Source organism: Citrobacter sp. wls716 (assembly GCF_005280975.1).
Classification (GTDB): Bacteria; Pseudomonadota; Gammaproteobacteria; order Enterobacterales; family Enterobacteriaceae; genus Citrobacter; species Citrobacter youngae.
The window spans coordinates 279674-299864 of the sequence record NZ_SZWX01000025.1; the positions used below are offsets into that span (position 1 = coordinate 279674).

At 45.7% G+C, this 20191-nt stretch carries 20 protein-coding genes; 8 read left to right on the forward strand and 12 right to left on the reverse strand.

The features are described from left to right. Positions 1-2: 2 nt before the first annotated feature. Complete coding sequence (locus tag FDX24_RS09215; protein WP_048213706.1) at positions 3-974, forward strand: divergent polysaccharide deacetylase family protein; 972 nt, start codon at positions 3-5, stop codon at positions 972-974. On the opposite strand, the gene FDX24_RS09220 is transcribed toward FDX24_RS09215, so the two are convergent. Further along, positions 961-1995: a glycosyltransferase gene (locus tag FDX24_RS09220; protein ID WP_048213707.1), complete on the reverse strand. Its 1035-nt coding sequence runs from the start codon at positions 1993-1995 to the stop codon at positions 961-963. The genes FDX24_RS09215 and FDX24_RS09220 overlap by 14 nt on opposite strands. Positions 1996-2246: 251 nt before the next feature. Between FDX24_RS09220 and rfaY the strand changes: the two genes are divergently transcribed. Continuing rightward, positions 2247-2933: a lipopolysaccharide core heptose(II) kinase RfaY gene (gene rfaY, locus FDX24_RS09225; RefSeq protein ID WP_061066826.1), complete on the forward strand. Its 687-nt coding sequence runs from the start codon at positions 2247-2249 to the stop codon at positions 2931-2933. A gap of 67 nt (positions 2934-3000) precedes the next feature. Here rfaY and tdh read toward each other — a convergent pair whose 3' ends face one another. The 3 genes from tdh to FDX24_RS09240 form a co-directional block, all read right to left on the reverse strand. Then, positions 3001-4026 (reverse strand): L-threonine 3-dehydrogenase, encoded by a 1026-nt coding sequence (gene tdh / locus FDX24_RS09230; protein ID WP_005120462.1) that lies wholly within the window; start codon positions 4024-4026, stop codon positions 3001-3003. 9 nt (positions 4027-4035) lie between these two features. Next, a complete protein-coding gene (kbl, locus tag FDX24_RS09235; RefSeq protein ID WP_061066827.1) occupies positions 4036-5232 on the reverse strand; it encodes a glycine C-acetyltransferase in 1197 nt (398 codons plus the stop codon). 153 nt (positions 5233-5385) lie between these two features. Continuing rightward, positions 5386-6537 carry a glycosyltransferase gene (locus FDX24_RS09240; RefSeq protein WP_121585210.1) on the reverse strand — a complete coding sequence of 384 codons (1152 nt, stop codon included), beginning with the start codon at positions 6535-6537 and terminating at the stop codon, positions 5386-5388. Positions 6538-6834: 297 nt separating this feature from the next. On the opposite strand from FDX24_RS09240, the gene rfaD reads away from it, so the two are divergent. Genes rfaD through rfaC form a run of 3 tightly spaced genes read left to right on the forward strand, consistent with a single transcriptional unit; the run spans position 6835 to position 9789 of the window. After that, a complete protein-coding gene (gene rfaD, locus FDX24_RS09245; RefSeq protein ID WP_003827312.1) occupies positions 6835-7767 on the forward strand; it encodes an ADP-glyceromanno-heptose 6-epimerase in 933 nt (310 codons plus the stop codon). Positions 7768-7779: 12 nt separating this feature from the next. After that, a complete protein-coding gene (gene rfaF / locus FDX24_RS09250; protein WP_048213711.1) occupies positions 7780-8826 on the forward strand; it encodes an ADP-heptose--LPS heptosyltransferase RfaF in 1047 nt (348 codons plus the stop codon). A 3-nt stretch (positions 8827-8829) separates the two neighbouring features. Then, positions 8830-9789: a lipopolysaccharide heptosyltransferase RfaC gene (rfaC, locus tag FDX24_RS09255; protein ID WP_137364176.1), complete on the forward strand. Its 960-nt coding sequence runs from the start codon at positions 8830-8832 to the stop codon at positions 9787-9789. Positions 9790-9917: 128 nt separating this feature from the next. On the opposite strand, the gene FDX24_RS09260 is transcribed toward rfaC, so the two are convergent. The 5 genes from FDX24_RS09260 to FDX24_RS09280 all read right to left on the reverse strand — a co-directional run bounded on the left by FDX24_RS09260 (position 9918) and on the right by FDX24_RS09280 (position 15287). After that, positions 9918-10688 carry a glycosyltransferase family 25 protein gene (locus tag FDX24_RS09260; protein WP_048213713.1) on the reverse strand — a complete coding sequence of 257 codons (771 nt, stop codon included), beginning with the start codon at positions 10686-10688 and terminating at the stop codon, positions 9918-9920. A 127-nt stretch (positions 10689-10815) separates the two neighbouring features. Beyond that, positions 10816-11613: a lipopolysaccharide core heptose(I) kinase RfaP gene (gene rfaP / locus FDX24_RS09265; protein WP_137364177.1), complete on the reverse strand. Its 798-nt coding sequence runs from the start codon at positions 11611-11613 to the stop codon at positions 10816-10818. Beyond that, complete coding sequence (locus FDX24_RS09270) at positions 11606-12730, reverse strand: glycosyltransferase family 4 protein (protein WP_137364178.1); 1125 nt, start codon at positions 12728-12730, stop codon at positions 11606-11608. Before FDX24_RS09270 ends, rfaP begins: the two co-directional genes overlap by 8 nt. 21 nt (positions 12731-12751) lie before the next feature. After that, positions 12752-13756: a lipopolysaccharide core heptosyltransferase RfaQ gene (gene rfaQ, locus FDX24_RS09275; protein ID WP_048213809.1), complete on the reverse strand. Its 1005-nt coding sequence runs from the start codon at positions 13754-13756 to the stop codon at positions 12752-12754. A 280-nt stretch (positions 13757-14036) separates the two neighbouring features. Further along, positions 14037-15287: an O-antigen ligase gene (locus FDX24_RS09280; RefSeq protein ID WP_137346521.1), complete on the reverse strand. Its 1251-nt coding sequence runs from the start codon at positions 15285-15287 to the stop codon at positions 14037-14039. Positions 15288-15597: 310 nt separating this feature from the next. Here FDX24_RS09280 and FDX24_RS09285 point away from each other — a divergent pair, with 310 nt between their 5' ends. The 3 genes from FDX24_RS09285 (at position 15598) to coaD (ending at position 18598) form a co-directional block, all read left to right on the forward strand. Next, positions 15598-16587: a glycosyltransferase gene (locus FDX24_RS09285; protein ID WP_053065239.1), complete on the forward strand. Its 990-nt coding sequence runs from the start codon at positions 15598-15600 to the stop codon at positions 16585-16587. Between the two features lie 245 nt (positions 16588-16832). After that, positions 16833-18110: a lipid IV(A) 3-deoxy-D-manno-octulosonic acid transferase gene (gene waaA / locus FDX24_RS09290; protein ID WP_048213717.1), complete on the forward strand. Its 1278-nt coding sequence runs from the start codon at positions 16833-16835 to the stop codon at positions 18108-18110. Positions 18111-18118: 8 nt separating this feature from the next. Next, entirely contained in the window at positions 18119-18598 is a 480-nt protein-coding gene (coaD, locus tag FDX24_RS09295; protein WP_137364179.1) for a pantetheine-phosphate adenylyltransferase, read from the forward strand. Between the two features lie 49 nt (positions 18599-18647). Here the strand turns inward: coaD and mutM are convergent, their stop codons facing one another. The 3 genes from mutM to rpmB form a co-directional block, all read right to left on the reverse strand. Then, positions 18648-19457 carry a bifunctional DNA-formamidopyrimidine glycosylase/DNA-(apurinic or apyrimidinic site) lyase gene (gene mutM / locus FDX24_RS09300; protein WP_061066832.1) on the reverse strand — a complete coding sequence of 270 codons (810 nt, stop codon included), beginning with the start codon at positions 19455-19457 and terminating at the stop codon, positions 18648-18650. Between the two features lie 98 nt (positions 19458-19555). Next, complete coding sequence (gene rpmG, locus FDX24_RS09305; protein ID WP_003024094.1) at positions 19556-19723, reverse strand: 50S ribosomal protein L33; 168 nt, start codon at positions 19721-19723, stop codon at positions 19556-19558. Positions 19724-19745: 22 nt separating this feature from the next. After that, complete coding sequence (gene rpmB, locus FDX24_RS09310; RefSeq protein ID WP_002436699.1) at positions 19746-19982, reverse strand: 50S ribosomal protein L28; 237 nt, start codon at positions 19980-19982, stop codon at positions 19746-19748. Between the last annotated feature and the right edge of the window lie 209 nt (positions 19983-20191).

A 20191-nucleotide genomic window follows, 5' to 3' on the forward strand; every position in this document is an offset into this window, starting at 1 on the left:
TTTTGCCTCAGTTTCGTCGTACTTTGCTCTCACTCGCCAGCCTGCTGGCATTCGCAACACCTGTTTTCGCCGGCAAACTTGCTATCGTTATTGATGATTTCGGCTACCGTCCGCACACAGAAAATCAGGTGCTGGCAATGCCTTCCACTGTCTCTGTTGCCGTTCTGCCAAACGCGCCACATGCGCGTGAAATGGCGACTAAAGCGCATAACAGTGGACATGAAGTGTTGATCCATCTGCCGATGGCCCCACTGAGCAAGCAACCGCTGGAAAAAGACACGTTACGCCCGGAGATGAGCAGCGAAGAAATTGAACGGATTATTCGCGACGCGGTAAGCAAAGTGCCGTATGCAGTGGGACTGAATAATCACATGGGGAGTGCGATGACGTCCAGCCTGTTCGGCATGCAGAAGGTGATGCAAGCTCTGGAACGCTACGACCTCTACTTCCTCGACAGTATGACCATCGGCAACAGCCAGGCCATGCGCGCGGCGGCAGGAACCGGAGTGAAGGTCATCAAACGCAAAGTCTTCCTCGACGATACACAAAACGAAGCGGATATTCGCCGTCAGTTTAATCGTGCAGTCGATCTTGCTCGCCGTAACGGGTCAGCGATTGCCATCGGGCACCCCCACCCTTCTACGGTACGAGTGTTGCAGCAGATGCTGTATAGCCTGCCAGCCGATATTACGCTGGTTCGTCCGAGCAGCCTGCTTAATGAGCCGCAGGTAGATACTTCCAGACCTAATCTCACTCCACCGAGAAACGGTACGCCAGATGCGCCGCGTAATCCTTTCCGTGGGGTGAAGCTGTGCAAACCGAAACAACCTCTGGAGCCGGTTTACGCCAGCCGATTCTTTAGCGTGCTAGGAGAAAGCATCACACAAAGCACGCTGGTGCAGTATATGAGACTGCAGTGGCAAGGCTGGGGGAACACATCTTCACCCAGCACCATGAACGCTAACGTAGATTAAGCGCTTTTCGGGCAATACGCGAAGGCGTTGATTTTTTATCGCGCCATTTCCATAGACGGAATGACCATAGCAGTGCCTGGTACAATACTTTGGCACTGCGGACGTTAGTTATCATGCGCTTATACATACCAGAGACAAAAATCTCTGCGATCATACGCTGACGAATATGCACATCCTGTTCTTTACGGACTGCATGGCATACGCGCAATGCTTCATAGGTAACTTGCTGATGAAATTCCGGATAAATAGTAATCCGATCGGCATATTCACGATTCAACCTATCCAATAACCGCGTAATTTTAATATAGTGCCGCTGGTAGTTGAGATTTTTTAAACCTTGTCGTTTAAGACGGCTGATTGATTGATCATGTAAGAAGTATTTATATAAAGATTGCTCGGTATATCGCACTCGTACAGCGTTAAACATAAACTCCGTCGTCCAGACAATATCCTGGTGATGTAACCCCGGAATAAATGTTATTTTATTTTTCTCAATAACATCCCGGCGATAAATTCCCATCCAGACCACATGTGTCCAGCGGCGTGAAGCCAACGCCATACGTAACCAGTCAGGGCCGGTCAACACCCCCGTAGACCGAAGACGATCCGTCGGTATTGATTGCCAGGTGTGCCCCGTTTCAAGAATGCACCAGTCGGAATTACACTGAGCTAAATCCAGGTCATCCTGAATTGCCATGGTCATCAGGGTTTCGTACATATTGGGATAAACCAGGTCATCGGCATCGACAAATGCAACATAATCCCCTTTGGCCGCTTCCAGGCCACGGTTACGCGCTACGGATGCCCCTGCGTTAGCCTGATGCAACAACCGTACATGGGGATAGTTATCCGCATAATGTTGTGCAATATCAACAGAGTTATCCGTTGAACCATCATTCACAATGATGATCTCTAGCGCAGTCCATGTCTGTGCGATCAAAGATTCCATGCAATCCCGAAAACTATCACCCACGTTATATAACGGAATAATAACACTCAACATATTTGTGCAGTTTCTCATCAGCTAACTAACCCAGGTTTGTCATTACGCTGATGACTTTTACTACAGTTTCATTAAGGAATTATTAAGGTTAGAACGTATTTATGGGCAGAAACGCTGCAGCGAAAGCGTCCGGTTTGAGAAAGATGCCCTGCTACACCTGCGTTCAGCAGGTTGATGATAGCTCAGATCGTCTACATATTGAGGTACACAACCTGTATACTCTATCCCTATGAATTAACGTACTCTATAGGCTGATATTGAGGGAAAAGATGGCCATCAGTAAGACACACGAAAAAGGTTTTACGGTCTATTGCAAAGAGACCAGAAAAGACCTTAAGTCACTGATGAATAAATACATCAAAAAAGAAATCAGTGGCAAACCGCTGAGCAGTGGTAACGCATTGCGCAGTGTGGAGTTGGTCGAGTACAACTCACAAAAATTTATCATCAAAAACGACCGTGAAGTTGATCCACGATTTGAGAAAAAATTACAGAACTTTACCTCCGGCCCTTTCTATTCCCGGCTGATCAGGAAGCTGGACAGGCTCCCGCCGGAAATGCGCATCTGTACTGCCGATCTCTACTATGCTGCTGAGAAAACACGTTTTCGCCAGTGCCATGATGTTTATACTATTCATGAATATATTGAAGGGGTTCCTTTAAGGGAAATTAACCAGCAGAATGCTGACGAGGTAAAGCAATGCGTACTGCGTCTTCACAAGGCCGGACTGGCATCAAATGACATTCACCCAGGGAATTTCATTCGCACACCAACGGGTGAGTTAAGGATTATTGACCTGTCCTGTAAGGGAAATATGAAGGTCTGCCAGGCAAATGACATTCTGGCATTACAACGAAAATATAATATTAACGTTAAAGGCAGAGGGTTAATTTATAAACTCATCCTGCTTAAAGAAAATATAAGATCGTTATCCAGAAAGATCCGCGGAAAATAAAATCTATGGTTTATACGGCCAGATAGCGATATCTGGCCGTAATTAACATTGAATGCACCTTGCGCATTCAATCCCAGCTCAGGATCACTTTCCCTGACTGGCCTGAACGCATCGCGTCAAAGCCCTGCTGGAATTCATCGATGGAGAATCGATGGGTGATGATCGGCGACAAATCCAGACCAGACTGGATCAGTGCAGCCATTTTGTACCATGTCTCAAACATCTCACGACCGTAGATACCTTTAATAAACAGTCCTTTAAAGATAACTTTCGTCCAGTCGATGGACATATCAGATGGCGGAATACCCAGCATAGCAATACGGCCACCGTGATTCATGGTGTCCAGCATGGTGCGGAACGCTGGCGGCGCCCCAGACATTTCCAGACCCACATCGAACCCTTCGGTCATCCCCAGCTCGGCCATCACGTCGGTCAGGTTCTCTTTCGAGACGTTGACTGCGCGGGTAATGCCCATTTTACGCGCCAGCTCCAGACGGTACTCATTAACATCTGTAATCACTACGTGGCGAGCACCAACGTGCTTCGCTACCGCTGCAGCCATAATGCCAATCGGACCCGCACCGGAAACCAGCACATCTTCGCCAACCAAATCAAACGACAGCGCCGTGTGTACCGCGTTACCGAATGGATCGAAGATGGAAGCTAAATCATCGGAGATATTGTCCGGGATTTTAAAGGCGTTAAACGCCGGGATCACCAGATATTGTGCAAAACAGCCTGGACGGTTTACGCCGACACCGGTCGTATTGCGGCACAGGTGAGTACGGCCACCGCGGCAGTTACGGCAATGTCCGCAGGTAATGTGGCCTTCACCGGAAACGCGATCGCCGATTTTGAAGCCTTTAACTTCCTGGCCGATGCCAACAACTTCACCGACATATTCATGCCCTACAACCATTGGAACCGGGATGGTTTTTTGCGACCATTCATCCCAGTTATAAATGTGAACGTCAGTCCCGCAGATGGCTGTTTTACGGATTTTAATCAGCAAATCGTTATGGCCGACTTCCGGTTCAGGAACGTCGGTCATCCAAATGCCTTCTTCCGCTTTCAGTTTGGATAACGCTTTCATTTCACATCCTCAGGCAATAACGCCCAGTTGTTTACCAATGCGTGTGAACGCGTCGACTGCACGCGTAATCTGCTCAGGGGTATGTGCCGCAGACATCTGGGTACGAATACGCGCCTGGCCTTTTGGAACCACCGGATAGAAGAATCCGGTAACGTAAATCCCCTCTTTTTGCAGTTCGCGGGCAAACGCCTGCGCAACAACCGCATCACCCAGCATTACCGGAATAATCGCGTGATCGGCCCCTGCCAGCGTGAAGCCTGCTGCGGACATTTGCTCACGGAATTGACGCGCATTCGCCCACAGACGATCGCGCAGGTCGCTACCCGCCTCAACCATCTCCAGCACCTTAATGGAAGCAGCAACAATTGCCGGAGCCAGTGAGTTAGAGAACAAATACGGACGGGAACGTTGACGCAGCCACTCAACAACTTCTTTACGTGCCGCAGTGTAACCACCAGATGCGCCGCCGAGTGCTTTGCCCAGCGTGCCGGTGATGATGTCCACACGACCCATCACGTCACAGTATTCATGGGAGCCACGACCATTTTCACCGACAAAACCGACGGCATGGGAATCATCAACCATGACCAGCGCGTCGTATTTATCCGCCAGATCGCATACGCCTTTCAGGTTAGCGATCACACCATCCATAGAGAACACGCCATCGGTGGCGATCAATACGTGGCGGGCGCCTGCTTCACGCGCTTCTTTCAGACGCGCTTCCAGTTCCTGCATATCGTTGTTGGCGTAGCGGAAACGCTTCGCTTTACACAGACGAACGCCATCAATGATAGAAGCGTGGTTCAGAGCATCAGAGATAATGGCATCTTCTGCGCCCAACAGCGTTTCAAACAGGCCGCCGTTGGCATCAAAACAGGAAGAGTAAAGAATGGCATCTTCCATACCCAGGAATGCCGCCAGTTTTTGCTCCAGTTGCTTATGGGTGTCCTGAGTGCCACAAATAAAGCGCACCGAGGCCATACCAAATCCGTGAGAATCCATACCCGCTTTTGCCGCTGCAATCAGTTCCGGGTGGTTAGCCAGCCCTAAGTAGTTGTTCGCACAAAAGTTAATAACATGGCTTCCGTCAGCCACGGTGATATCAGCCTGCTGAGCAGACGTAATAATGCGCTCTTCTTTAAACAACCCCTCCGCGCGTGCGGTTTCCAGATCGTTCGTTAACTGCTTATAAAAATTCCCACGCATTGCAATTCTCCAGACTGGGCAAATTTCAGCACATATTACCCAATGCTATTGGTTTGTACGAGATGACTCATCATGACTTGTCTAAAATGCAGCATAAATCACGTGTACCCACATAACCTTTCAGGAATGACAGACCTGGCATCACAACCTGACTTACGTTGTCGCGTCATCAATGGCCTGAGATGCTGATGACGGTGCCAGAGTAAATCCTGCCATAGCAAAGGCCTTATTAACCTTAATGATATAGTTATCTTCGTAGAATTCCTCAATCGCCTGCTGAATCTGTTCGCCGGCAGGCAACGCTTTTCCATCAACAATCCCTTGTAGCAAGGAAACAAATTTTTCCGGTTCATCAGTAGGGTATAAATTACCGTTTATCCCTTCTTTGATAATGTCTGCAGGCCCCGTTTCGCAATCAGAGCTAATGGCATAAACACCGTGAGCACTGGCTTCAACCAGAACCATAACGAAACCTTCAAAATGAGAAGTTAGCAGCAGGCAGGTGATATTTTTTAGCGTATTTTGAATATATTCCCACGGTGATTTCTGCCAACCATGCCAGTGAATATTTCCACTAATCCCCAACGTTTCAGCTAATGCCGTTAAGGTATCAACATCCGGGCCGGTGCCGACAATATCTAAGGACCACTTCCCTTTTAGTTTAGCCAACCCGTTGAAAAGACTGCGTACATTTTTCTGTCCATCTGCCACAACCCTGCCTACATACACAAACCGGGCATGCTTCTCAGGGGTAGGGATACGGATATCGCATCGCGCAACGGGATTGTAAATCGTTGCAATAGTGCTTTTTTCTATTCCCATCTCAATGAGCTGCTGAGTTATCCCTGAGCTAATTGAAAGATGATAGTCAGCTTTATTAATATACTTGATTTTTTTCTTATAATTATTTTTGTAGAAGTTAAAAATAGAGAAGTGAAACCATGAAAATATTTTCACCTGCTTGCTTGTATATTTCCTTGCAACGTGACTGATGTAACATGAAAGCGTATCCAGGGAAACAATTATATCTGGACTTTCCTGAAGAATAATTTTTCGCAAACCATAAGCAAAACTTAGCCTTCTTAATTTAGTTATTTTTATATTAGAAGATAGATGACAATAGCGCTGCCCTGTGAGCCAGTCATTATTGACATTGCTATTATTATTTTTCTTAAAAAAAACAAAAGAGACATCAATATCAGGGTCTTGCGTTCGCAGCAGCTTCACCAAATTAATACATACCGTCTCCATACCTCCGAGGCCACTGGTTTCATAACCTGTAATAATTATCTTCTTAAGTTGCATATATTATTTTCATTCCAACGACTATTGTCAGTCCCAACACAGTGCTTTACCTTGCTTATTCATTCGTTGATGGCTCCGAAAAAGCCGGCACCGCGCGCCTGAACATCCATTTACGACGTGAATCATACACCACCAGACCCTAACTATTTCAATTAAGAATGACTGAAGCAATAATCAGTACACATGTCACACGCCACATGACGCGACGTACTGCTGAAGCCAAAGCCATGTAGTGATATGATTAGAGGTATTCGTGTCTGAGATTGTCTCTGACTCCATAATTCGAAGGTTACATTTATGATCATCGTTACCGGCGGCGCGGGCTTTATCGGCAGCAACATCGTTAAGTCCCTGAATGACAAAGGCATCACCGATATTCTGGTGGTGGACAACCTGAAAGACGGCACCAAGTTTGTGAATCTGGTGGATCTGAATATTGCTGACTATATGGATAAGGAAGACTTCCTGATCCAGATTATGGCCGGGGAAGATTTCGGCGATATCGAAGCGATTTTCCACGAAGGCGCGTGCTCTTCCACTACCGAGTGGGATGGCAAGTATATGATGGACAACAACTATCAATACTCCAAAGAGCTGCTGCACTACTGTCTGGAGCGTGAAATTCCTTTCCTGTATGCCTCTTCTGCAGCAACGTACGGCGGTCGTACCTCTGACTTCATCGAATCTCGTGAATATGAAAAGCCGCTGAACGTCTATGGCTACTCAAAATTCCTGTTCGACGAATATGTACGCCAGATCCTGCCAGAAGCAAATTCTCAGATCGTTGGCTTCCGTTATTTCAACGTCTACGGACCGCGCGAAGGTCACAAAGGCAGCATGGCGAGCGTCGCTTTCCATCTCAATACTCAGCTCAATAACGGCGAAACACCCAAGCTGTTCGAAGGAAGTGAAAACTTCAAACGTGATTTCGTCTATGTCGGCGATGTTGCAGCAGTAAACCTGTGGTTCCTGGAAAACGGGGTTTCCGGCATCTTTAACCTCGGTACTGGTCGCGCAGAGTCTTTCCAGGCCGTCGCGGATGCCACGCTGGCATACCACAAAAAAGGCAGCATTGAGTACATTCCGTTCCCGGAAAAACTGAAGGGCCGCTATCAGGCATTTACTCAGGCGGATCTGACTAACCTGCGCGCTGCGGGCTATGACAAACCGTTCAAGACCGTTGCCGAAGGCGTGACGGAATATATGGCCTGGCTGAACCGCGACGCATAAGGCAGGCAATCAATGAGGATTCTGGTGGTTGGCCCGTCCTGGGTGGGCGACATGATGATGTCGCAAAGTCTCTATCGCACGCTCAAGGCGCGCTATCCCCAGGCCATAATCGACGTGATGGCACCTGCATGGTGCCGTCCGCTGCTGTCGCGTATGCCTGAAGTCAACGACGCCATCGCCATGCCGCTGGGACACGGCGCGCTGGAGATTGGCGAGCGCCGCAAACTGGGCCACAGTTTGCGTGATAAACGCTACGATCGCGCGTATGTCCTGCCGAACTCGTTTAAATCCGCACTGGTACCCTTCTTCGCGGGTATTCCTCATCGTACCGGTTGGCGTGGCGAAATGCGCTACGGCCTGCTCAACGATGCGCGCGTGCTGGATAAAGATGCATGGCCGCTGATGGTCGAACGCTATGTGGCCCTGGCCTACGATAAAGGCGTGATGCTGTCGGCTAAAGATTTGCCGCAGCCTCTGCTGTGGCCACAATTGCAGGTCAGTGAAGGTGAAAAGTCTCTGACCTGTAGTCAGTTCTCCCTTTCTGCCGAACGCCCCATCATCGGTTTTTGCCCTGGTGCGGAATTTGGTCCGGCGAAACGCTGGCCACACTACCATTATGCTGAACTGGCAAAACAGCTGATCGACGAAGGTCATCAGATTGTGCTGTTTGGCTCGGCAAAAGATCATGAAGCCGGAAATGAAATCCTGGCAACGTTAAGCGTTGAGCAGCAGGCCTGGTGTCGTAATCTGGCGGGCGAAACGCAGCTGGAGCAGGCCGTTATTCTGCTCGCCGCCTGCAAAGCCGTGGTCACCAATGACTCCGGTTTGATGCACGTGGCTGCCGCACTAAATCGTCCGCTGGTCGCTCTGTATGGCCCTAGTAGCCCGGATTTCACTCCACCACTCTCCCACAAAGCTCGCGTGATTCGCCTGATTACGGGCTATCATAAAGTGCGTAAGGGGGATGCTGCACAAGGGTATCACCAGAGCCTGATTGACATCACACCTCAGCGCGTACTGGAAGAACTGAATGACCTGTTGTTACAAGAGGAAGTCTGACGGATGCGGGTTCTGATCGTTAAAACATCGTCAATGGGCGATGTACTGCATACGTTGCCCGCATTAACAGATGCGCAGCAGGCCATTGCGGATATTCAGTTTGATTGGGTAGTGGAAGAAGGGTTTGCTCAAATCCCCTCCTGGCATCCGACCGTTGACCGTGTGATCCCGGTGGCGATTCGCCGCTGGCGTAAAGCCTGGTTTTCCGCCCCCATTAAAGCTGAGCGCAAAGCTTTTCGCGAGGCGGTGCGTTTACAGAACTATGACGTGGTTATCGATGCGCAGGGGCTGGTAAAAAGCGCCGCGCTGGTCACACGTCTGGCGCATGGCATTAAGCATGGTATGGACTGGAGTACCGCGCGCGAACCGCTGGCGAGTCTGTTTTATAACCGTAAGCATCATATCGCCAAACAACAGCATGCTGTTGAACGTACTCGTGAGCTGTTCGCGAAAAGTCTGGGATATACCAAATCCCAGTCGCAGGGGGATTACGCTATTGCGCAGCATTTTCTGAATGAACACAATGCCGATGCAGGGCAGTATGCCGTCTTCCTGCACGCCACCACTCGTGATGACAAGCACTGGCCGGAAGCGAAGTGGCGGAAGCTCATTGGCTTATTAAATCACTCAGAAATACGTATTAAGCTCCCCTGGGGGGCTCCGCATGAAGAAGCGCGAGCCAGACGACTGGCAGAAGGATTTGATTACGTAGATGTTTTACCGCGAATGAGTCTTGGGGATGTAGCCCGGATATTAGCCGGCGCTAAATTTGTGGTATCCGTTGATACCGGATTAAGCCACTTGACCGCCGCACTGGATCGGCCAAATGTTACGCTATATGGCCCTACGGACCCGGGGTTGATTGGGGGATACGGGAAGAATCAGGTCACATGTCGTGCCCCGGAAGGAAAGCTTGCTTTGCTTGAACCCACTCAAGTTTATTCTCACATAGCGCTGCTGTAATTATTCAGATATCGCAGATATGTTAAATTCGTTCTTATACAGTCGCTTTGCTATTTAACATATCTGCAGCTGACTAAAACTATGCACTATATCGTATTTCATCCACGATTAAGCATTATTGCGTTCATCTACTTCCACCAACATAATCCAAGAATAATTCGTCGGGCATGCCAGTATGAGGATGAAATTTTACGTCTGAAAAGTGATTTCTGCTTTTTCTTGTGACTCTTTATCTCTTTACGTTCTTTCTCTAACCAGCTCCCGGACAACTCTTCAGGATGATGGACAAAGTTTGCCAGGTATATATCAGAAAAATATCCCTGACGCATCAGATATGCCCATTCATCTATGATGAAAAAGTTATTTTCAAAACGGGAAACAAGTTTTTGAGCAGTTACCGAATTCATCAAATAACCGCAGGCTCGCAAAACATATCCATGACCAAATATGACTTTGCCGAAGGTCTGGCCACCAATTTTTTTGAGTTTAAGCAAATTTAAGACAACTTTATTCTTATACCTTAAACCATCTTGCCCACCAAGTAGGTATAACGCATCTTTATTGAGAACACTTTCATCAATTGTCGATATAAATTCCTTAAAATTCTGATCGATTATTGCGTCATCCTCAAGAATACAAACCCAATCTTGTCCACTCTGCCCAAACTGTTTAAATGCCTTCATATGGCTTAGTGAGCAACCCAGTTCACCATCAGTAGGCGTATGGTTTTCCCTGTGCTGAAAGTCAGTTAACGGTATCTTGCGCTTTTCTTCGGCAGACAAATTTTTCCCATAGATAGCATCAACGAACGAATACTCGATATTTAATTCATTCATTATATCTGATACGCGTTTTCGTCGGGCATCGTCAAAAGGAAGCGAAATGACCAGCACGTACATGAGTTCAAACCCTCTAATATAATTAAGCCAGCACAGTCATTGTGAAATAAAGGTTAACAATTGCTGGCCAGCTGAATAAACTTAATTAACTATTCTATGTAGCTATACAAAGTCTATTATTTCATATTTATAGTTTATTCTTTGATGTATGATTAATAATTTTATCAGTTTTTTTTGCATAGGTTGCAAAGAGATCAGACTCATCACGAATAATTTTATTAATATCTTTTTCAAAGTATATCTTCAAAAATCTGAAGTAGTCTCTTTGCGTTAACCCGATGTTCAACGAGGAGAAGTACAAACCAATCAGATCTTTATTGCGCCAACGAACAGGAACCGCATTTCTTATCTGAGCCCGGTGCAGATCAATAACCGACAGTTTGAACGTATTATCCTCAAAGTTGGCCGGTTGATGCAATAAGAAGTGGCAGAGATAGCAATCACGGTGATTAACGCCTCCCTGATGCATTCTTCTGACCATAATGGCAAGACGCTCAATTAATGCCATTTTAATTTTCCGCGAAGGTGGATTCACCAACCAATCTGCACAATAGTCTTCCAGGCTAACCGCCGGGCTCAGATCTTCAGTTATAATAAATGAGATACGGTTGAGCGAATTTATACCTTGTTGCCCGAAACCAACACCGTGCATTGTATCAACATCCAGTTCCTGCAAACGGTGTATAGCATTCCATTCTCTATCAGCTCCGAGTACCGGCAAACGTAAAGAGAACAAGTTTTTGATAACTTCCTTCAGTTTAGTTCCCTGGTGCCATTTCAGGAAATAGCTTTTACCTGCAATCTCAAACCTTATCGTTCTACGCGTTTCGAGCTGTCTAAATGTTTCTCCCTGCAGCTTCTGCACTTCAGAAAAAGCATCTTTCCCTTTCCACAAGGATAAAAATGGTTCTTTTAATTCAACCATGGGCACCACCTATAATAATATCAGCTGCTTTCTCAGGTAGACTATAAAGGTCTTGAGTATCAGCAAAGTGTCGTGCATTCTCTTTCCATGCATTTCTCTGCTCTGAGTCAGTTAAAGAAAAATAAACAGCTTCATTTAATAATTTTTGTTCAAACGGGTCATCAATAACAATGCCGCACTCAGCATCTTTAACATAATGAGCATATCCGCAAACTGCCGTTGTTATGACAGGTAAACCTGCTGCAATTGCTTCAACCAGCACGATCCCTGCGGCTTCCTGGTATGCCGGATGAAGCAATAGATCGGCCGCTGCCATTAACTCTGAGACATCATTACGGCCAGGGAAGAACTTGATATTGTCAGCAACACCATACTCTGTTGCCAGCTTTATATAGCGATCAGGCTTATCCTGACCCACAACAAATAGAATCGTTTGTTTGCGGACAGCTTCCGGTAAGGAAGCAATCGCCTTGATAGTTCTGTCGACACCTTTACGGGTAAAATCAGAACCGATTTGTATAATTAAATACTGGGAATCACTGATATCATTTTCTTTCCTGAAGCTAGCTCTGCAATTTTCTGCCTGAGAGCTGTATTTTCTGTCAGGATAAATCCCCGGCGGAAGGATATGGAAACGCGTTGACTCAGTATGATAGTGCTTCTGAAAATCCGCAATTTGCTTATCTGTTAGCATCAACAGCTGTGTTGATTTTCCCTCAGCAAATGTTGCTTTCTCAAAGGCGGCATAATGTCGGTATCTTGGTGTCAGACGATAGAGCAAACCTTTTTCTTGCGCGACTTTTTCTGCGTAGCAGACATCAGCAGCATAATAAACATCTAATCCAGGCATTTTATTGAACCCAACAACCCGATCTGCTGGATTACTCTCAAGATGTTTACTTACCCACCGATGATACTCAGCATTTTTCCCGTTGTTGGAGCATGACCTCACAGGAACAATGATGATCTCCAGGCTGTCTGGAATATTTCCTTGCCATGATTGTGTGTAAACCCGAACATGATGTCCACGTGATGCGACTGTCGACGCTATACGCAAAAAATCACGCTGTAACCCACCAAAAGGGAAATATTTATACAAACAGAAAGCAATAACCATTTTATATATCCGGATGCTTTATTAGTCGAGTTTAGGTAACCGTGACGCTATGGCTGCAATCACGTCTTCCGCTGGTATAGCAGATAAATATTTCTTACTTCGATCAAGTTTTTCACGCACTGGCATTGGTTGGTAATCACCAGCCCAAAATTGAACCACATCATCAGACCATGGTCGCCAGGCGATATGATCGGTGGCGCCGAAAAGGCAAATGATGGGGGTTTTAACAGCTGCAGCAATATGCATCGGGGCAGAGTCGACACCAATAAAAAGTACAGCATGATCAATTAATGCAGCAAGCTCAGGGAATGTTGTCTTCCCGGCAATTTCAGTTAAAGGTTTGGTTTCACATGCCCTGGCAATCTCATCGACGCAGGCAATATCGCTGGCACCGGGTCCAGAAGTCAGTACAACCTGATACCCCAAATGATGTATCGCATCAATCACCAGGGAGAATCTATCATTCTCCCACGACTTGAATTCTTGTCTCGCCGTAGGCTGTATAACGACATACTTCTGGGTATCAACCTGAGGAAGTTTTTTCCGAACAGATTGCCAGACTTGCTCACCATAAACCATTTTCAGTACCGGGACTGATTCTTTTAGATTTAATGGCATCAACACAGACAAATTACGTTCAACCCAATGATCGCCACTTAGAGGAACGTGATGAGTAAAACTGTCGCGCCAGAATTTTTTATTTCTGTGCGAGAAATCATGTGTCAACTTTATTGGGCAATCCAAACAACGACACAATAAAGCAACTATCCACTGATCGGTAAGATTGACCACTAAATCATAATGATTGCCACGTAGTACCTTGATCAGCGCTAAGAAATTTTTTGCTTTCTCAAAAGCAGAGCTCTTTTTATTTTTTATGCCATACAAAGCATGGATATCGGGGTTTTCAGATAAAATAGGAATGGTATCTTCGTAGAGTAGAACATCAATATCAGCATCAGGATAATTTTTTTTAAGCGTGCTGATGACCGGTGTGGTTAGCAACATATCGCCGTGAAAGCGCATTTTTATTACCAGGATCTTTTTCACACTATACCCTTTCAGGTTATTGTTAATTTTCAAATCACGCTACCGCCCCAGGCTCAACAGCTACCTGTGTACTGCAGATCACACCATCTTATTTTATCGCTTATATTATACCACTATTCACTTGACAATTCGATATCTATGGAAACTTTCTATGTGAATTAGAGGAAAATTAATATTTACAATATATGAGACTATTTATCACATTATGAAAATTGAGCCTATATTCTCAACGACATCACATAGGCTCATTTTGATGTTAATTTGTTATTTTTCCTGGCTCATTTTTGCCATACAACATCAGGATGGCTATGCTGTATAATAAAAAGACATTTATGAACATCTTTTCAAATAAACAATATACCAGAATATAGCCAACAAGAGAGCACAGTAATGAAATGCTAAAAATATCTTTTTGGCTTCTGGCTCGGATATATATGTCTTTAAATGTAATGAAAAAAGCCGCAGTAAATAAGAAGAGACCAATGGCCCCAACATTATAAAGAATTATCATAAAAAACGGTTCATCTATATTATAGCCGTTATTTCGTTCAGAATATACCCCGCCATTTTTTGGCGCATTATGGTCCTCTAAATACTGATTGTATGTAGAATTCCCATATCCAATACCAAAGATGGCATTGTTGATATTCTCCATTACTAAAGGGAAACGGTCTAAGATGATTTCATCACGACTGGATGTGACGTTATTCATTTGCAGAGTTTGATCGACTTTCATTTTTACCTGACCCACTGTGTTGTAGGCCCCGATAAGCAAAGCAGCCATTATAAATAGCAAACCACAGGTAGCAGCCATAAATCTCTTGATGGTTTTACTCACCAGAAATGAAATCAGAAAAATCTCTACAACAACTGCCAAGATCCCTGCGCGGCTCCCGGTGTATGATAAAAAGACGAATGCAAGCGCAGAAATGATATATAATACTGTTTTCAGGAAGTGATTCTTGAATAAAATCGCTCCTGTTAATACAAAAGGAAATAGCATAACAACATAGAATGCGAAACCATAGCGAAGCTGTAGATACAGTTCCTGCGGGTTATTTTTTATAATTCTTAAAATCGGCACTACTAAGACAATATAGGATAGAGTGAGTATCGCCCCAATGACAAAGACCTGTCTCAGTGAGGTTATATGCTTACTGAATGCTCCAAAAAATAACATCATCACTAACGGGTAACGCCAGTCTTTTATCAATATGATAAAGGCATCAAGAGATTTATCTTCATAGGTGAAAAATACAATACAAAAAACACACCACAACGTGAAGAGTAACAATAGTTTTCTCTTCTGCATGAGATCGAGCACAATGTTTTTAATATCTATTTTATTGGCTTTAATATAGTAAATAGATAAAACTACAGCGAGCAAAGAGGTCATATTTAGCACCCCTTGATTATCTATCGTAAATAACCCAAAAATCATTAAAACCAATACAACTTTGCTTAAAATCAAGATATTACCATTTTGACTGTATCTTACTTGATTCATAAAATTCAAATCTCACTTCTTCAAATTGCCTTGTTAATCAACGACAAACACTCGCTAGCACGATTTATGGGGCATATCTTATTATATAACATCGTAAAAATCCCCCATTAATTTTAGTCTCTTCCTCTCACTGTGTACCCTCACTCTAATCACAAAAATATTTTCACATAACATAATGATTAATAAAGAAATTTAATCACCAAGTATCTCTTTCCTTCCTTTACAGTTTGTTCTATTCTATGCCGACAGGAGCGCCATTTTGTCTTACATAAACACGCGTGCACTCTGAAAGAATCAAAAGGAAAAAGATGTGAAAGAAAATATAATAAAATATATTAAGAATGCACATATTGAAAATGACGATAAAAAAAACACATGTATCAATATTACCTATGGCGCTGACAGACCCTTTCTTTACGGTACGGGCGTTTCAATTACATCGGTACTTTTAAATAATCGGGACCTGAACTTCCATTTCCATATTTTCACTAATTATCTTGACGAACATCAACTTCATCTTTTTTCTGTCCTGGCAAGCCAATATAATACCCGCATTACGTTTTATGTACTGGATGATAATGAATTAAAAAATCTACCTACTGCATCTAAGGCATGGAATTATTCAATCTATTTCAGACTTATTGCAATCGATTACTTTGCCGATAAGCTCAGCAGCATCATATATCTTGACTCTGATATTATATGTAAAGGAAGCCTTGCCTCGTTACTCACGGAAGAATTTAATGGCAATGTATTAATGGCTGTCCATGATAGCTTTGTCGATACATCTGCTGTTGCCGGCATAAATCCAGGCCGGTACTTCAACTCAGGCTTCATGTATTTTAACCTTCCAGAATTAAAAGATACTAATTTGACGCTGCAAGTCATTTCAAAGGTTAATGAAAACCGTTTCTCACATCCCGATCAGGATGCGTTGAACGTCCTCTTCAATGATCACGTAAAAATCCTGGACCATAAATTCAATTCATTCTTTAACATCGATACGTTAGCCAGGAAAGGGGGTGATGCCTTTAAAATCACATCACAAACGGTATTCATTCACTATGTCGGCGTCACTAAACCCTGGCATGACTGGGCACAATATTATGCTGAAGTCGAATACTTCAAAATAGCCAGAGAGAATTCGCCGTGGAAAGATATTCCTTTATTGGCACCCACTACGTATAAACAGCTATCACGAAAAAGCACACATTTAAAACACAATGGGCAACTCTTCGGTGCTTTTATTTTCTATGTAAAGTATTTAGTTAAGAAATACCAAACACAGAAAAAACGCTAATGCATTGATATTATTGTCTTTTAGGAATGGTTATGTTTCTGGCATATTCCATAAAAAGATCGGTTTTTATGACCATAACCATTCCGTTTTTAGCCTTCCACTGCTGAGATTACCAAGCGGGACAACACAACTCAGGCCCCCTTTCTCGTGATCCGTACAGTTTCCTCAAAAAATCAGCAAAAATGATGGTAAAGCCATAGTTAAATACATAGAATCCCCAGCACATCCATAAGCCAGCTACTATTATGCTAGAATTGCTTTACACCGCCCTTTTCTACCTTATTCAGCCTTTGATCTGGATACGGCTTTGGGTGCGCGGACGTAAAGCTCCGGCGTACCGTAAACGCTGGGGTGAACGCTACGGTTTTTATCGCCGCCCACTGAAACCAGGCGGTATCATGCTCCATTCAGTTTCCGTGGGTGAAACGCTGGCAGCAATCCCATTAGTCCGCGCTCTGCGACATCGTTACCCGGATTTGCCGATCACGGTAACCACCATGACGCCAACCGGTTCAGAGCGCGTGCAATCTGCTTTTGGCACAGACGTTCAACATATTTATCTTCCCTATGATTTACCGGATGCGTTGAACCGTTTTCTGAATAAAGTTGACCCCAAACTGGTGTTAATTATGGAAACCGAGCTCTGGCCAAATCTGATCGCTGCACTGCATAAGCGCCATATCCCGCTGGTCATCGCCAACGCGCGCCTTTCCGCTCGTTCAGCCGCTGGCTACGCTAAATTAGGAAAATTTGTTAGCAGGCTATTACGCCGCATTACGCTGATTGCTGCGCAAAACGAAGAGGATGGCGCTCGCTTCATTACATTGGGTGCCAAAAGCAATCAGGTCACCGTCACCGGTAGCCTGAAGTTTGATATTTCTGTCACCCCACAGCTGGCCGCTAAAGCAGTTACGTTGCGACGCCAGTGGGCACCGCATCGCCCGGTATGGATTGCGACCAGCACGCATGACGGGGAAGAAAGCATCATCATCGCTGCTCATCAGGCGCTGTTACACCAGTTCCCGAATCTTTTATTGATTCTGGTTCCCAGACACCCTGAGCGCTTCCCGGATGCCATTAACCTCGTACGCCAGGCTGGTCTAAGCTTTACCACACGTTCTTCAGGCGAAGTGCCGTCCTCAAGTACCCAAGTGGTTATTGGCGACACGATGGGTGAGCTGATGCTACTGTACGGAATTGCCGATCTTGCTTTTGTCGGTGGCTCTCTGGTTGAGCGTGGTGGACACAACCCACTGGAAGCAGCGGCACATGCCATTCCCGTATTGATGGGCCCGCATACCTTTAACTTCAAAGACATTTGCGCCCGACTGGAACAGGCAAGTGGGTTGATCACCGTCACTGACGTCACCACGCTGGTGAAAGAGGTTTCGTCCCTTCTGACCGATGAAGATTATCGTAATTTTTATGGTCGCCATGCTGTTGAAGTACTGTACCAAAATCAGGGCGCGCTACAGCGTCTGCTGCAGCTGCTGGAACCTTACCTGCCACCCAAAACGCATTGAGGGCTGTCATGCAAAAACGGGCGATTTATCCAGGAACCTTCGATCCCATAACTAACGGCCATCTTGATATCGTGACACGTGCGACGAGCATGTTTGATCACGTGATCCTGGCAATTGCCGCAAGCCCCAGTAAAAAACCGATGTTCACGCTGGAAGAACGCGTTCAGCTGGCACAGCAGGCAACGACGCATCTGGGTAATATAGAAGTCATGGGATTTAGCGATTTAATGGCAAACTTTGCCCGCGATAATCAGGCTAATATTCTGATTCGTGGCCTGCGTGCCGTGGCTGATTTTGAGTATGAAATGCAGTTGGCGCACATGAACCGCCACTTAATGCCTCAACTGGAAAGCGTCTTTTTGATGCCATCTAAAGAGTGGTCGTTTATTTCATCATCGCTGGTTAAAGAAGTCGCCCGCCACCAGGGTGACGTAACCCACTTCCTGCCGAAAAATGTTCACCAGGCGCTAATGGATAAGTTGAAGTAGCGCATTTAGCCGGGTAAGCCAACAAGGTTTATCCGGCCTGCAATGAATATTATTTCTGACAGCGACGGCAGTAGAACGTTGTACGCTGAGCGTGTTTTGTCGCAATGACTGACGCTCCGCATACGCGACAGGGTTCGCCTTCTCTCCCATAGACCTGCAGCTCCTGAGCAAAATAGCCTGGCTTACCGTCACTTTGCAGAAAATCCTTCAGCGTCGTTCCACCCTGCTCGATAGAGCGCAGCAATACAGCCTTAATAACGCGTACCAGCAGCTCACACTCATCTTTCGACAGCGATGATGCCAGGCGGTCAGGATGAATACCAGCCGCAAAGAGAGACTCACTGGCGTAGATATTTCCTACCCCCACCACCAGCTTGTTATCCATCAGCCAGGGTTTTATCGCCGTTTTCTTCTTTGCGCATTTCTGCTGGAGATAAGCAGTGTTGAAATCGTCGCTCAGCGGCTCTGGGCCAAGATGAGCGAGCACATTATGTCCATCCAGTTCTTTTGTCCACAGCCAGGCGCCAAAACGCCGAGGATCGGTATACCGCAGAACTTTGCCATTACTCATCACTAAGTCGACGTGATCATGCTTTTCTGCGGGAAGTTCTTCAGGAAGAATACGCAGACTACCCGACATCCCCAGATGAATGATAATCCAGCCATCCGTCAGCTCCAGCAGCAGGTATTTCGCACGGCGCTGTACGCTCAGGACAGGTTTATCGCTCAGACGATAGATTTCCTCGGATACCGGCCAGCGCAAACGACCATTACGCACAGTGGCGTGTAAAATCTTCGCCCCTACCAGATGCGGCTCAATACCACGGCGACTGGTTTCGACTTCAGGTAATTCAGGCATAGCATCTCCGGCGCTGTATCAGGTCTCATTAATATGGGGACGGCCAGAAAACAAAAAACCCCGCCGAGGCAGGGTTTTTCTTTACATCAAAACGAAAATTATTTGATTTTCGCTTCTTTGTACAGTACGTGCTGGCGTACAACTGGATCGAATTTTTTCAGTTCCAGTTTTTCCGGCTTAGTACGTTTGTTCTTCGTGGTGGTGTAGAAGTGACCTGTACCAGCAGAAGAAACCAGCTTGATTTTCTCGCGAATACCTTTAGCCATGATTTATTTCCTCTTTAAGTACTTAGTACTTTTCGCCACGGGCACGCAGTTCAGACAGAACTGTATCGATGCCTTTCTTATCGATTACACGCATACCTTTAGCAGATACGCGCAGGGTGACAAAACGCTTCTCGCTCTCAACCCAGAAACGGTGAGAGTGCAGGTTCGGCAGGAAACGGCGTTTAGTCGCGTTCAGTGCGTGGGAACGGTTGTTACCGGTCACCGGACGCTTGCCAGTAACTTGGCAGACTCGGGACATGTCTATTCTCCAAAAATCAAATTAGCTCGAGCTTCGTATGGGGTATCGGCGCCTCGTCAGGCTTTACAGCCCGGTCATCGCATAGTTCTAAGTGAACTCTCGATTGCCAGGCCCAAATGCCAAACCCGAGATTCTCAAAGGTGGCGTAGTATACGCTGACCCGGCGTTATGCTCAAGTCCCGAACAGACAAAGATCCCGATGGATCGCG

What these genes read in the sequence shown, in the direction of transcription:
- FDX24_RS09220 (WP_048213707.1), bottom strand. Translation starts at nt 1,995, where the DNA reads ATGAGAAACTGCACAAATATGTTGAGTGTTATTATTCCGTTATATAAC.
- rfaY (WP_061066826.1), top strand. Translation starts at nt 2,247, where the DNA reads ATGGCCATCAGTAAGACACACGAAAAAGGTTTTACGGTCTATTGCAAA.
- tdh (WP_005120462.1), bottom strand. Translation starts at nt 4,026, where the DNA reads ATGAAAGCGTTATCCAAACTGAAAGCGGAAGAAGGCATTTGGATGACC.
- kbl (WP_061066827.1), bottom strand. Translation starts at nt 5,232, where the DNA reads ATGCGTGGGAATTTTTATAAGCAGTTAACGAACGATCTGGAAACCGCA.
- FDX24_RS09240 (WP_121585210.1), bottom strand. Translation starts at nt 6,537, where the DNA reads ATGCAACTTAAGAAGATAATTATTACAGGTTATGAAACCAGTGGCCTC.
- rfaD (WP_003827312.1), top strand. Translation starts at nt 6,835, where the DNA reads ATGATCATCGTTACCGGCGGCGCGGGCTTTATCGGCAGCAACATCGTT.
- rfaF (WP_048213711.1), top strand. Translation starts at nt 7,780, where the DNA reads ATGAGGATTCTGGTGGTTGGCCCGTCCTGGGTGGGCGACATGATGATG.
- rfaC (WP_137364176.1), top strand. Translation starts at nt 8,830, where the DNA reads ATGCGGGTTCTGATCGTTAAAACATCGTCAATGGGCGATGTACTGCAT.
- FDX24_RS09260 (WP_048213713.1), bottom strand. Translation starts at nt 10,688, where the DNA reads ATGTACGTGCTGGTCATTTCGCTTCCTTTTGACGATGCCCGACGAAAA.
- rfaP (WP_137364177.1), bottom strand. Translation starts at nt 11,613, where the DNA reads ATGGTTGAATTAAAAGAACCATTTTTATCCTTGTGGAAAGGGAAAGAT.
- FDX24_RS09270 (WP_137364178.1), bottom strand. Translation starts at nt 12,730, where the DNA reads ATGGTTATTGCTTTCTGTTTGTATAAATATTTCCCTTTTGGTGGGTTA.
- rfaQ (WP_048213809.1), bottom strand. Translation starts at nt 13,756, where the DNA reads ATGCGCTTTCACGGCGATATGTTGCTAACCACACCGGTCATCAGCACG.
- FDX24_RS09280 (WP_137346521.1), bottom strand. Translation starts at nt 15,287, where the DNA reads ATGAATCAAGTAAGATACAGTCAAAATGGTAATATCTTGATTTTAAGC.
- waaA (WP_048213717.1), top strand. Translation starts at nt 16,833, where the DNA reads ATGCTAGAATTGCTTTACACCGCCCTTTTCTACCTTATTCAGCCTTTG.
- coaD (WP_137364179.1), top strand. Translation starts at nt 18,119, where the DNA reads ATGCAAAAACGGGCGATTTATCCAGGAACCTTCGATCCCATAACTAAC.
- mutM (WP_061066832.1), bottom strand. Translation starts at nt 19,457, where the DNA reads ATGCCTGAATTACCTGAAGTCGAAACCAGTCGCCGTGGTATTGAGCCG.
- rpmG (WP_003024094.1), bottom strand. Translation starts at nt 19,723, where the DNA reads ATGGCTAAAGGTATTCGCGAGAAAATCAAGCTGGTTTCTTCTGCTGGT.
- rpmB (WP_002436699.1), bottom strand. Translation starts at nt 19,982, where the DNA reads ATGTCCCGAGTCTGCCAAGTTACTGGCAAGCGTCCGGTGACCGGTAAC.